Genomic DNA, 13,410 nt, shown 5'->3' with positions numbered 1-13,410 from the left:
GGCTAGGCAAATACAAGCGATCAAGCTGGGTTTTGATTGAAATAAAACATTTGTGCGATAATTCTAGCAAATACGCTTTGAAAATGCAAGTATTAACTTCAAAAAAAGAAGTGTATAATACTTGGTGATATATAAAGAAAAGGGGTGCCTTGTTATAAGCACCCCCCAGGGATTTAGAGTATAGAAATTATGTTAGATGCTAACAAGATTATGCGTTTATATCTTGAAAATTCATAACCGATTGTCGTATTATATTAGGGGTAAACGCATTATCTATCTCATGCCAAATTTGATGAGATCTGTCCCAGAATTCATAAAGGATTTCTTTCTGACGATCAGGAGGAAATGCGATTTCTTGATCGCCTATATCACTCGCAATACCTGTATATAGGAGAATAACTTCAAATATTTTTGGTGAAAGTTTAAATCTAATTTGAATTCGGATTAATTCGGCTGTCTGTTTGTTCTCTAATTCTAATGACATTGATGGGAAATAAAAACCGTTTTTTTCGCAATCTTTTACGAAACTATTAGTTCTAAGGTTTTTTCCTTCTAATGCAGCTTGAGTTATACTTTTTAAGTCAGATTGAAGAGCTTCTTTTACAGATTCTTCGTCATCCAATAGTTCATCTATTCCAATCTCTGAATCTATATTAAATATTTCTTCCTTATTTTCTTCCGACTGCCTAACTACTATTCCACAAACTTGTCGAATTTTCCATTCACTGCTATGTAAGTTATAGAAATCTAATATTTTATCATAGAATGAGATTCTTAAAGATATAGGAAAATTTTCTAAAGATATAGTATATAATTCATAAGCAGCTTTATCAGTTTTATTTAATATTTTTTTTAATGTTTCCACATCTTGATTATATCTAGGCAAGCAAACAACTCTCCATATGTTATTTTGTATTTGACTCATAGTGAATTCCACAGTTTCATTTGATCGAGATAATAACTCTACTTTTCCTGGTATGATCCTCTCATAGGAAAAACCGGAATAGAGTATATTTCCTTCAATAATCGGTATAAAAATCCCTATAGAATTTATTTTTCTCGAAGATTGTTGTTTTTGATTTATTTGATCTCGCAATCGGTTAATATCATTTTGTATATCATTAATTGTTTTATCCGGTGTAGAAAAACCTCGTAAATTAAAACCTGAAATACTTGTTTTTGGATTACCTCCTTGGGCATAATATCGTAGTGTTAAGTAACTTTGGTGATCTAATTGCAGTTTGCTTAGTAAATCAGCATAAGTTTCTTTACTTCGAGAAGCAATTAGAATACCCTTTCTTGCAGTGAATGATTTGATGGCAGAAAGGGATGTCAAACGTAAATTTACTAACTCTTTTACATCATAAGCATCGGGATATTTTTCGTTGATCATGGCTCTCCTAACCAGGAAGGAATACTATCTGGAATATTAAGATTCTTATAATTAATTGTGAACTGACTGTTCCTTTTGTGTCCTTCAATTTCACTTCTTATATTACTTAAAGGTGTGATTAAATATACCTCCACTAATGAAGAATTATGCAAACCGGAATCGCGAATTGCTAGATCAATAAAATTTAAATCATGCTTGGTATGAATCTCTCCAAAATAGAAACATATTGATGCATTATATTCATGATGCTCATTGCTACCTACAAGAGATTGTTTTTTTCTTGTTTTATACCAAACAAAATCAGAAAATAGAACTTCAATAGGTATCGAATTTCCATCACAAACTAATTCGGAGGAATTTGTTGGAACATAAAAATTTATATCCATATATTCATTACTTAAGTAAAGATTATTTATTTCATTTTGTATTGCACAAAAACGTAATATAATATCATTCCCAATGATATAAATGAAGTCAGCTTGATTTTTTCCTACTATCTCTATCTCTTGTAATCTTTCTGAGAATAATTTAGTATCAAAGGTTTTATTTTGGTTTACCCAAGTTAATATGAATCCTCTATGAAAATATGCATTATTGTCAGGGGTGAATTTATTATGGAAATCTTGAGAAGATGGAACGTTTTCAATTTTTTCAAGAAGGCGATTTACCCATTTCTGGATCTCACTTCTGGGCAGGCTCTTCATATCCTCTCTATACTTTGCCTCTATGATAATAACTTGTTGATTCGAATTTTTATGATTTCTATATGCAAATACTGAATCTAGTCCATATTTTTCTTTTTTAGGACCACCTTTTACATCAATATTGCTTGTTCCAAGTTGATGCCAACCAAGAATTTTTTTACAAAAATTGTTAACTCGGATATTCCACCACTCTGCATTATAGTTTTGATCTTCAGGCATATCATAACTCCTTAACTATATCTTTGATAATTTGTATTAATGTCTTTATACCCTCGTTATGGCCCTTAACTGCTAATGCACCTAGCCTAGAGAGTCGCATCTGGATATCAAAATCCTTAATAGTACATATAGCTGTAAATTCACTTACATCAACTCCATATATATCTAATAGATCGGGTACTATAAACTGATTCTGGATTTTTGCGGCAAATCTTCCAGATAGGCTCTCATTTGGCTTATAATTTTTGATAATTAATCCATTGAGAATAAATTTATCAGATCTATATCTAATTATTCGAATAATATCACCTAAATCAAATATTATATGCTCTATACTGAGTTTGTTATTTGAAAGAGCAGATAATGTATTATTTAATCTTTTTATCTTATCTGCACTGCCTCTTACTAAGATTATAGAGTTATTTAGATCAAGAATAAAATTTATCTCGTAAAAAACTTTTCTTGTTGCTGATATAATCATATCAACATCTTCATCAAAGGATTTAATCCTCAGATTCACAGAATATACATAGGTACAATATATATGACTATCTATGAATTCATAGTTATTAAATCCAAATCCTAACTCATTGTCATACTTTTCCGAAAAAATTCTTTTCAAATCATCAATTTCAAAATTTTGAAATTGATTGACTTTTAAAAGGTATAATAAATGAGTTGACATATTATTCCACCATGCTTCAATCATCAGACAGAGATATGAAATTAATTGAATATACTTTTAGTACTATAGAATTGATTTATAAAATACTATTACTTTTATAATCCTAATTTATCACTTATCTATATTATTACCTTGTATAAGGTTTACCGAATCTTGTATCATATCCCTCTAAAATCCCCTTATTATAGTTAGATCATCGAAACATTTGTATGATAATTCTAACAATATACCTGTTAAAATACAAGAGGTAATCTATGTATAAAATTCATTCAAGGTGTGACAGCATTTGGGCATGATCGTTGCTATAATTCTGGCTCAAAAGGCGGTACAATAACGCCGATCCGCTACAACCATGGCTGCAAAGGAGCCTGTGTGCGTCTAGCCTTAACCATCATTATTCTGCCGATTGTGCTGCTGGCCTTGGCAAGTGCCGCGATGTTGGTCTTGCCAGCTCCCAATTTTATCTTTTTCCAGCTGGGCATTGCTGCGCAAGAATGGGCACCCTGGTTTTTATTGGTCTTATTGGTTAGTTTGGGATTATTGTTTGGCTTTGCACCGCCCAGTGGTTTGGCTCGCTTGCTCAATCGGCTGGTTGGTTTTGGAGCGATGCTGAGTTTTTTTGTAATTGCTGGGATGCTTGTGCGTGGCTTGATGACCGATTTGCGGGTGCGTTCAAATCAGCCGACGGTGGTTGCGGCTGGGCCTGGTACATTTCAGCTCAGCCAATTTGGCTTGGGTAATCCTGCGCCGCAAGGCCTGCTGCGTGAGCAAAACACGGTGTATGCTGAGGTTGCTGGCGAAGCGTTGTTGGTTGATGTGTATGTGCCGCCGACAACCCCAATCAATGCCCCAGCCTTAATTGTGGTGCATGGTGGCTCGTGGCGGGGTGGCGCGAAAGGCGATATTCCTGCTTGGAATCGTTGGGCAACGGGTCAAGGCTATGTCGTGTTTGATGTGAGCTATCGTTTAGCACCGCAAGCTCAGTTCCCGGCAGCAGTCAGCGATGTTAAATGTGCAATTGGCTATGTACGCCGTAACGCCGAGCGCTTCGGGATCGATCCCCAGCGTTTAGGCTTGGTTGGGCGTTCAGCCGGAGCGCAATTAGTGCTGATTGCGGCCTATTCTGATGCCACAATTGCCCCAAGCTGCGATGCACCTGATACCAGTGTACGGGCGGTGGTCAGCTATTATGCCCCGACGCGGCTTGATTATTACAATGTGATCAAGCCTGAATTAGCGCCTGGCGCGTTGGATGATTATCTTGGTGGGCCACCCGAAGCCCATGCTGAAGCCTATCGTCAAGCTCGTCCGGCCAACTGGGTCGGTCAAAATACCCCAGCCACCTTGTTGTTGCACGGCGGTCGCGATCAATTTATTCGTCCGCTTGATGCTGATGTACTGGCCGATGCATTGGAGCAAGCTAATCGTCCATTTACCATGATTGAATTGCCCTTGGCCAACCATGGCTTTGATTTTAATTTGAATGGCGTGAGTAACCAACAAGTGCAGCCTTATGTGGCCCAATTTTTGGCCGAGGCCTTGCAATAATCAGGAGCTAGCCTATGAGTGAAACTGTCTATACACTGCTCGATTTTAGTCAGCCTGTAAGCTTCGACATGCTTTTGCAGCATGCTTGGCAGTTGATTGCCGCTGCGGTGCATGATCGTCATGATCCAATGCATACCCCAGTTTTTGGCACAAGCGATGAGCATGGTAGCGATCAGCGGGTGGTGGTATTGAGGGGCTTTGATCCAGCGACTCGGCGTTTGTGGTTTCATAGCGATTTGCGGTCGCCCAAAATTGCCGTACTCAAGCGCGATCCGCGAGTCAGTTGGTTGCTGTATCATCCGGCGGCGCGATTGCAATTGCGCTTGCGTGGTTTGGCCGAAGTGCATAGCAACGATGGATTGGTTGATACCGCTTGGCAGAATAGCGCGGTACTTGGGCGACGCTGCTACTGTGGCATTGCACCAGGTCAAATCAGCGCCGAGCCAAATCATGGCCTTAACCAAGAATTGCTTGATCGTCAGCCAACCTTGGAAGAAAGTGAAGTGGGTCGCGTCAATTTTTGTGTTATATCAAGTACAATTAGCAATTTAGATTGGCTGCAACTCCAATTTACTGGCAACTATCGTGCCCAATTTGCTTGGACTGACGACGGTTCGTATACGGCCCAATGGGTCACACCGTAGAACGAGTATGCTATAATAACGAGCTAGTTCATTTTAGCGATGTTATGGTTGCCGCATCGCGGCAAGGAGACCGAGTTTTCTATGCGCCTAGCGTGTTTACAAGAAAATCTAAAGCGTGGTTTAGCCTTGGCAGGCCATGCTGTTGCAGGCCGCTCTAGCTTGCCTGTACTTGCAAATATTTTGTTGGCAACCGAAAGTGGTCGGCTGAAATTGGCTGGAAATAATCTCGAAATCGGGATTACCGCACTCGTCGGCGCAAAAGTCGATGAAGATGGGGCAATTACGATTCCAGCCAAATTATTATCGGATTTAGTCGGCAACTTGCCTAACGATACCGTTGAATTAGAAGTTGATCCCCGGACGCAAACATTAACCGTGACTTGCCGTGGCACTAAAGCCAATATCAAAGGCATTGATGCCGATGAATTTCCGGCGATGCCAACGCTTGGCAACGAGCCAGTGCTAGCCTATATTCCACCTGAGCTATTGCGCAAAGTTGTTGGTCAAGTGGTGGTTGCAGCTGCGGCTGAAAACACCAATCCTAACCCAATTTTGCAAGGTGTGCTGATTCGTTTGACTGGCACACAAGCGACTTTTGCCGCGATTGACGGCTATCGTTTGGCTGTGCGCACGATCGAATTGCCCGAACCAGTGGCTCACGATGCTGAGTTGGTGATTCCTTCCAAGGCGATGGCTGAGCTAGGCCGCACCCTTGGCGATAGCGAAACCCCAATTGCCATGAGTATTACGCCCAATGGTGGACAAGTTATTTTTCATAGCGAGACTGTTGATTTTGTTTCGCGGGTGATCGACGGCAAGTTCCCCGATTACGAGCGCTTTGTGCCACCAGCCAGCAATACCTCAACTCGCAGCGTAATTTCAACTGCTGAATTTAGCCGCGCCGTCAAACGGATTGCGCTGTTCTCGCAGGCGGCTGGCAACATTGTGACCTTGACGATGGAGCGCGGCGATGGCAGCGAACCTGGGCGTTTGCTCTTGAACGCCAATGCTGCTGAAATCGGTGAATCGGTCGAGGCGATTAGTGCTTTGATCGATGGCGATGATGGCAAATTGGCCTTGAACGTGCGCTATTTGCAAGAAGCACTCGGCGCAATCGACACCGATCAAGTAGCCTTGGAAACCCAAACTCCTAACTCACCAGGTGTATTTCGGCCAATTGGCGGCGACGAATACCTGCACTTGGTGATGCCAATGCGCATTCCTTAGGCTGACACTTCACGCGATTAAGCAAGCAGGATTGAGACTGCTTGCTTTTTTGTTTTAGGCTTGGTTAAATTTGCCTTTAACTAGTTGCACAATTACGGCGTTTTGGTACAATCGCAGCCGTTGCCTGACGAATTGGGGTCTTTGCGTGAAGTTATTACTGGTCGCACTATGCAGTTTGGGCTTGTTGGTTGGCTGTGGAGCAGTTTCACAGGCGGCGATTGCTGATCGCCAAGTCCATTTACAGCCAGCGTTGATTGCGCCAAGTGCCACTCTAACACCCAAGCCAACTCGCACGCCTGTGCCAACCCCAACATTAACGCCACGCCCGACGAATACCCCAACCCCAACTGCTGTACCACTGTTGCCGACGCTTGATCCTGAGGCTGAATTGCTGGATTTACGCTTGGCTGGTGTGCGTGGCTCGCGTTCGGGCCAGCTTTTGCGGCGTGAGGCAGTGGCCGATCTTAAATCATTAATTGATGCTGCACGACGTGATGGCTTTGTGCTCGAAATTCGCTCGGCCTATCGTTCGTATGCTGAGCAAGCTAGCACCTTCGAGGGTTGGGTGCAATACGAATTGAGTAGTGCCGCCCAGGCTGGCAAGCCAATTAGCCGCAAACAGGCAATTGCCTATGCCGCTACCTACAGCGCCAAACCTGGCACTAGCGAACATCAAACTGGTTTGACTGTCGATTTATTGCCCCAAGGTGCGCCCGAAATTGGCTTTCGCATTCCTGACCCATTGAAAGATTGGCTCAATGCCAATGCCTACAAATATGGTTGGGTTCAATCGTATCCAATTAAATATCGCGATGGCGAGTTGATTACCTATGAATTAATGGGCTACACCAGTGAACCATGGCATTGGCGTTGGCAAGGCCGCGATTCAGCCAAAGCGCTATACGATCAAGGCTATTTAGATACTGATTCCTTGCTGGTTCCCCCAGAGTTGCCGCGCATTTGCGATGCTGAGCATGATCCCTGCACAATTCTCGACGTTGCCTCAACTGAACTGGTTGCCATCCCAACCAGCACTCCAATTGCCGTAGCAGAGTAGGTGGGGTTAGGGGTCAGGGGTCGGGGCGCAGATTGATCCACGAAGTGTCCGAAGGTTTATTATGCCAAAATCAATAGGTTAGTGCCATACCCTTTATTCTTCATCCCGCATCCTTCATAATTCCCTCTGCGCCTCTGTGTTAAAACCTGATCCTGAAACTCTGGCTCCTGCTCCCTAACTCCTGATTCCTGATCTCTACTTAGCAAGCGTGGCGCGTTTCGTGGTATGCTGATGATCAGAAACCACACACGGGAGGTAGCTGTGCGCCGCGTTGCAATGTTGAGTGTCCATTCTAGCCCTCTGGCTGCTTTGGGTGGTAAAGAAGCTGGTGGCATGAATGTTTATGTTCGTGAATTAAGCCGTGAGTTGGGTCGTCAAGGAGTGGCGGTCGATATCTATACCCGTTCGCAAGATCCGCATACGCCCTTAATTACCAATCTTGCGCCAAATGTGCGGGTGTTTGCGGTGCGGGTTGGCCCGGCTGCGCCCTACGACAAAAATTGGGTTTTAGATTATTTACCAGAGTTTGTACATCGGATTCGCTGTGTTGCTGATGGCGAAGATATTCATTACGATGTAATTCATAGCCATTATTGGCTCTCTGGTGTTGCCGCGCTGGAGTTGCGCCAAGCGTGGGGTACACCAGTTATTCATATGTTTCACACCTTGGGGGCGATGAAAAACACAATTGCCCGTGGCGATGAAGCTGAAACTGAGCAACGAATCGCGATTGAACGCATGTTGTTGCACGAAGTTGATCGGGTGGTTGCGGCTACCCCGCTTGATCGCGCTCAGATGCTCGAACATTATGACGCTGAGTGTGAACGGATTGTAGTTGTGCCATGTGGCGTTGATGTTGAGCATTTTCACCCCATTGCCCATCAAATTGCCCGCAGCGAATTAGGCGTGCCGCCGCATCCTCATCGTATGTTGCTGTTTGTTGGGCGGATCGAGCCACTCAAAGGAATTGATACGCTGCTGCGTTCGATGGCCTTGTTGGCCGAGCAACAGCCTTCGTTACGTGGCGATATTTGTTTGGCGATTATTGGCGGCGATCGGCGCGAAACGCCAGATCAATGGAGCAGCGAAATGCGCCGTTTGCGGCGTTTGCAGGGCGAATTGGGCATTGGTCATTTGGTCACATTCCAAGGCTCGCAAGATCAACGCAAATTGCCTTTGTTTTATAGCGCTGCCGACATGGTAGTTGTGCCATCGCACTACGAATCGTTTGGTATGGTGGCGCTCGAAGCCATGGCCTGTGGTACGCCTGTGATCGCTTCCAACGTTGGTGGTTTGCGCTACACCGTGCGCGATGGCGAAACCGGCCTGCTGGTGCCGCGCGAAGATCCCGAAGCTTTAGCCGAAAAAATCAGCTTGCTCTTGAATGATGAGCCTTTGCGTTTACAATTAGGCCGCAACGGCGTGCAAGCAGCCCAACGTTATAGCTGGGCCGCAGTTGCCCACGATATTCGTGAGTTGTATGATCATGTTGTGTGTGGCGAACCATACGCCGATGTGGTTGGAGCCATGTAGCGCCAAGTGTCTACAAAGGAGTGACTATGCCAGTTTTGGCCAAGGCAGCATTGCAGCAAGCATTAGAGCAACGCTCAGGTTGGACGGTCGTTGATGGGCAAATTAGCAAAACCTATGTTTTAGCAACTTTTCCATTTGCGATTGAGTTTGTGCGGCGGATTGCCGATGCTGCTGAGGAAGTCAATCATCACCCCGATATTGATATTCGCTACAATAAAGTGACGATTGCCCTATCCACCCACGATGAAAAAGGCATTACCGAGAAAGATTTTGGCTTAGCCGATACGATTGATCAGATTTTTGCCGCTGCCCAATAAGTTCGGTGGTATTTATCGTCGATGAGCATGCCCTCACCCCCTACCCGCTCTCCCGCCCAGCAGGCGAGGGGGAACGAGCCTAGTATGAGCGTTGGAACGCCCCTCGTCCGCCGCAGTGGGAGAGGGGTTGGGGTGAGGGCACGTTAAAACCTACCCTTGTAAGCTGACCCGCTCTCCCGCCCAGCGAGCGGAACCAGCCTAGTATGAGCGTTGGAACGCCCCTCGCCCGCCGCAGTGGGAGAGGGGTTGGGGGTGAGGGCACATAACACGATATCCAAAAATGTGGTTTTTGCGCGAACGCAATCGACCCTGAATAATGGCACGAAGAACGCCCTTCGTGCCATTCGTGTGGATTATAATAGTTCAACCGTCGCTTGTGGACGGGATCTGAGCGAGGAAGTGCTATGGATAAACGTTTATCGATTTTAGGTATCTTGCTACTGGTTTTAGTTGGCTGCGATCTGGGAGGAAATCAAGCGACTCCAGTGCCTACACCAACTCCAGTGGCCCAAAGCCAAGCTGGTGGCGGCGGTAATTTTATTTTGACGCTGGGCGATGATCCAGCGACGATCGACCCTGCCTTGGTTGGCGATACGACCAGCGGTTTTATTGCCCGCTTGATGTTTAGCGGTTTGGTGACACTCAACAACGAGCTTGAAGCTGTGCCCGATTTGGCTGAAACGATCGATGTTTCGGCTGATGGCACGGTTTACACCTTCAAACTGCGCTCGAATGCACGCTTTGCCGATGGTACGCCGATTACTGCTGAAGATGTGCGCTGGAGCCTCGAACGGGCCACCGACCCGAGCCTTGGCTCAATTGTTTCGCCAACCTACCTCGATGATATTGCTGGGGTGCTGGAAAAAGTCACTGGTCAAGCCAAATCGCTCAGTGGGGTCAAGGTGGTTGATGATCAAACAATCGCGATTACCTTGCGTCAGCCAAGCTCGCTCTTCTTGCTCAAATTGACTCACCCACCAGCCTTCGTGCTTGATCGGCGCACAGTCGAGGGTAATAGCGATTGGCTCGAAAAACCCAATGGCTCAGGCCCGTTTATGCTTGATTTGTGGAACCATCGCCGCCGCATGGAGCTTGTGCCCAACCCATATTACTATGGCACTGCCCCCAAATTGGATCGGATCACCTATCTGATTGGAGCTGAAGGTAGTAATCCACTGGGTTTGTATGAGCAGGGCGAAATCGACGTGACGGGAATTGGTAGCTATGATCTTGATCGAATTAATGATCAAGCTGATCCGTTGCACGCTGAGCTGCGCATCACGCCACAATTGCAATTGAGCTATATTGGCTTGAATGTTAATCAACCACCATTCGATGATCCCAAAGTGCGCGAAGCTTTTTATTTGTTGATCGATCGGGGTAAATTGGCCGATGTTTCCTACAATGGCTCGGTGGTCGCGGCACGGGGAATTTTGCCACCTGGCATGCCTGGAGCCGAGCCAGAACGTTTGCCTGAGCCACGCGCCGATATTGCCCGCGCCAAACAACTGATCAGCGAATCGAGCTATGGCAGCGTTGAGAAATTTCCGCCGATTATTGGCTATAGCAGTGGTAGCGGCGTAGGCTTGCTGGCCCAAATTGCCAAAGATGAGCTTGGGGTAACGATTGAGATTCGCGGCCAAGATCAATTTGGCGATTATTTGGCAGCCCTCGAACGCGATAATTATCATTTGTATGATCTTAGTTGGATCGCCGATTATCCTGATCCCCAAAACTTTTTAGAGGTATTGTTTGGCAGCAAGGGTCAATATAATCGCACCAACTATAACAATGCGAATTTTGACCAACTGATTGAGCAAGCCAAAGCCGAGGCTGATGCTGAAAAACGCGGCGCACTCTATCGCCAAGCTGAGGAGCAATTACTCAGTGATTTTGTGGTTATTCCTTTGGTGCACACAGTCGATTATTCCTTGGTAAAATCGTATGTTGATGGCTACATTATTACGGCTTTGGGTGAGCTAGATTTAACTGGAGTTTCGCTCAAACGCTAGCGCTTGTGGGCTGATGCCCGTTTCGTTTGGATAAGGAACTAAAATTATGCCAATTACTCCTCGCGCCTACAAAGGCATGCGCGATCACTTGCCCGAAGCCATGCGCTTGCGGCGTTTCATCACCGATACCTTGATTGGTATTTTAGAGCGCTATGGCTTTGAGCCACTTTCCACACCGATCGTCGAATATTCTGAAACCCTCGAAGGCAAGATTGGCGATGAAGAAAAATTGCTGTATCGTTTGAAATATGGCGATGATGCTTTGACCTTGCGTTACGATCAAACTGTGCCCTTGGCGCGGGTGGTGGCCCAAAACGAAGGCAAATTAACCATGCCCTTCAAACGCTATGCACTCGGCCAATCGTATCGTGGCGAACGCCAAGCGCGGGGCCGCTACCGCGAATTTTGGCAGCTTGATGCCGATATTGTCGGGGTGGATAGCCCAATTGCCGATGCCGAAATTGTGGCGGTGGTGGTCGAAGGCTTGCGAGCTTTAGGCTTTACTGGCGCAAAAGTCTTGCTCAATCATCGCGAAATTTTGAGTGGTTTGGCGCGGGTGGCGGGTGTGCCCGAAAACGAGGCCGGTGGGGTTTATCGGGCGATCGATAAGCTCGATAAAATTGGCAACGATGGCGTGCGCAACGAATTGCTCAAAAGTGGCGTGAGTGCCGAAGCTGCCGAGCAGGTATTGCACTTCGTCGGAATTAGCGGCTCAATCGAAGCGGTGTTGGCCGAAATGGAAAGCGTGCTAGCAAATGATCCGCCAGCCTTGGCAGCGGTTGCAGCCTTGCGCACGATCTGTGATGTATTGACCAGTTTTGGTGTGCCAGCCGATAGTTTTACCATTGCGCCTAGCTTGGCTCGCGGCTTATCCTACTATACGGGCTGTGTGTTTGAGGCCGTGCTCGATTCGCCGCCGATGGGTTCGTTGTTGGGTGGTGGCCGCTACGATAACTTGGTGGGCATGTTCAGCAAACGCTCGTTGCCGACGGTTGGCTGTGCCTTTGGGCTTGAGCGCTTGTTTGATTTGATGCTTGAGCTTAATATGGGGCCACGCCCAGAACGTACAATCGATGCCTATGTAACCTTGTTTGCTGGTGATTTTCAGCGCGAAAGCCTGCGTTTGGCTGGCGAATTGCGGGCAGCTGGCCTGAGTGTGTTGACCGCGTATAGCCCAGTCAAAATTGCCAACCAATTCAAAGAAGCTGATCGCAAGGGTGCGAATTTTGCCTTGGTGCTTGGCCCCGATGATTTGGCCGCAGGCGTGGTGCAGCTGAAAGATTTACGCACTGGTGAGCAACAAGCTGTGGTGCGTGATGCTATCGTGGCGGCGATCAAAGCGGCCCAATAATCCAACTTTGGCGGTGAGCTGAACCTTCACCGCCCCAACAGGAACCATCAATGAAGCGATTTCGTGGCTTTCGTCCATCTCGACTTTCGTTACAACCAGGTCGTCCGTTGCGTTGGCTGGCTCAGCTGTTGCTCAAAGTATTTGGCTGGCAGGTTGAAGGCATTGTGCCAACCGAACCAAAATGGATCGCGATTGGAGCCTATCACACCTCCAATTGGGATTTTGCGGTCATGTTGTTGGCAACATTATCCCAGCAACTGCGAATCTATTGGATTGGTAAGCATTCGCTGTTTCGCTTTCCCTTCAAAACCTTGATGCGCTGGCTGGGTGGGATTCCGATTCGCCGCGATAAAACCTACAACGCAGTCCAACAGGTTGTCGATGAGATCGAGCGACACGAAACGTTGGTGTTGGTGGTTGCGCCTGAGGGCACGCGCAAAGCAACCGATCATTGGAAAACAGGCTTTTACTATATCGCGCTGAATGCCAAAATTCCAATTGGCATGAGCTATATCAACTACGAGCGTAAAGTGCTTGGCTTTGGCCCGATGCTCTACCCAACTGGCGATATCGATGCTGATTTTGCAGTATTACGTGAATTTTACGAGCGCATGTCGGTTGGGCGCTTCCCCGAAAAGCAGGGCACTGTGCAAATTAAAGCCCCTAAAGCTGAGTAACATGCCAATGCCCCAAGTTTAATGAAGATTAAGGCAGGGGACT

At 46.2% G+C, this 13,410-nt stretch carries 12 protein-coding genes; 9 read left to right on the top strand and 3 right to left on the bottom strand.

Features of this window, described 5'->3' with window-relative positions:
- Positions 1-208: 208 nt before the first annotated feature.
- From ABEB26_RS04770 to ABEB26_RS04760, 3 genes are read right to left on the bottom strand one after another with little or no spacing between them, the layout of a single operon-like run.
- Positions 209-1,393, bottom strand: a complete 1,185-nt coding sequence (locus ABEB26_RS04770) for a hypothetical protein (protein ID WP_345720822.1) — start codon at positions 1,391-1,393, stop codon at positions 209-211.
- Positions 1,390-2,316 carry a PD-(D/E)XK nuclease domain-containing protein gene (locus ABEB26_RS04765; protein WP_345720821.1) on the bottom strand — a complete coding sequence of 309 codons (927 nt, stop codon included), beginning with the start codon at positions 2,314-2,316 and terminating at the stop codon, positions 1,390-1,392. The genes ABEB26_RS04770 and ABEB26_RS04765 overlap by 4 nt, the downstream gene beginning before the upstream one ends.
- Position 2,317: 1 nt before the next feature.
- Complete coding sequence (locus tag ABEB26_RS04760; protein WP_345720820.1) at positions 2,318-3,001, bottom strand: hypothetical protein; 684 nt, start codon at positions 2,999-3,001, stop codon at positions 2,318-2,320.
- A gap of 372 nt (positions 3,002-3,373) precedes the next feature.
- Here ABEB26_RS04760 and ABEB26_RS04755 point away from each other — a divergent pair, with 372 nt between their 5' ends.
- The 9 genes from ABEB26_RS04755 (at position 3,374) to ABEB26_RS04715 (ending at position 13,367) form a co-directional block, all read left to right on the top strand.
- Positions 3,374-4,549 (top strand): alpha/beta hydrolase fold domain-containing protein, encoded by a 1,176-nt coding sequence (locus ABEB26_RS04755; protein WP_345720819.1) that lies wholly within the window; start codon positions 3,374-3,376, stop codon positions 4,547-4,549.
- Between the two features lie 14 nt (positions 4,550-4,563).
- Positions 4,564-5,193: a pyridoxamine 5'-phosphate oxidase family protein gene (locus ABEB26_RS04750; protein WP_345720818.1), complete on the top strand. Its 630-nt coding sequence runs from the start codon at positions 4,564-4,566 to the stop codon at positions 5,191-5,193.
- Between the two features lie 81 nt (positions 5,194-5,274).
- Positions 5,275-6,420 carry a DNA polymerase III subunit beta gene (gene dnaN / locus ABEB26_RS04745; protein WP_345720817.1) on the top strand — a complete coding sequence of 382 codons (1,146 nt, stop codon included), beginning with the start codon at positions 5,275-5,277 and terminating at the stop codon, positions 6,418-6,420.
- Between the two features lie 145 nt (positions 6,421-6,565).
- Positions 6,566-7,477 carry a M15 family metallopeptidase gene (locus ABEB26_RS04740; protein WP_345720816.1) on the top strand — a complete coding sequence of 304 codons (912 nt, stop codon included), beginning with the start codon at positions 6,566-6,568 and terminating at the stop codon, positions 7,475-7,477.
- Between the two features lie 261 nt (positions 7,478-7,738).
- Complete coding sequence (locus ABEB26_RS04735) at positions 7,739-9,010, top strand: glycosyltransferase (RefSeq protein ID WP_345720815.1); 1,272 nt, start codon at positions 7,739-7,741, stop codon at positions 9,008-9,010.
- A 26-nt stretch (positions 9,011-9,036) separates the two neighbouring features.
- The gene (locus ABEB26_RS04730) at positions 9,037-9,327 is read left to right on the top strand and encodes a 4a-hydroxytetrahydrobiopterin dehydratase (protein ID WP_345720814.1); all 291 of its coding nucleotides are present in this window, start codon (positions 9,037-9,039) and stop codon (positions 9,325-9,327) included.
- A 404-nt stretch (positions 9,328-9,731) separates the two neighbouring features.
- A complete protein-coding gene (locus ABEB26_RS04725) occupies positions 9,732-11,339 on the top strand; it encodes a peptide ABC transporter substrate-binding protein (RefSeq protein WP_345720813.1) in 1,608 nt (535 codons plus the stop codon).
- Between the two features lie 46 nt (positions 11,340-11,385).
- On the top strand, positions 11,386-12,690 hold the full coding sequence (gene hisS, locus ABEB26_RS04720; RefSeq protein WP_345720812.1) for a histidine--tRNA ligase: 1,305 nt from the start codon (positions 11,386-11,388) through the stop codon (positions 12,688-12,690).
- A 50-nt stretch (positions 12,691-12,740) separates the two neighbouring features.
- On the top strand, positions 12,741-13,367 hold the full coding sequence (locus ABEB26_RS04715; protein ID WP_345720811.1) for a lysophospholipid acyltransferase family protein: 627 nt from the start codon (positions 12,741-12,743) through the stop codon (positions 13,365-13,367).
- Positions 13,368-13,410 lie beyond the last annotated feature (43 nt).

The sequence above is a fragment of the Herpetosiphon gulosus genome (assembly GCF_039545135.1).
In the GTDB taxonomy this organism is placed as follows: domain Bacteria; phylum Chloroflexota; class Chloroflexia; order Chloroflexales; family Herpetosiphonaceae; genus Herpetosiphon; species Herpetosiphon gulosus.
This window is presented reverse-complemented; position numbering and strand designations above follow the sequence as displayed.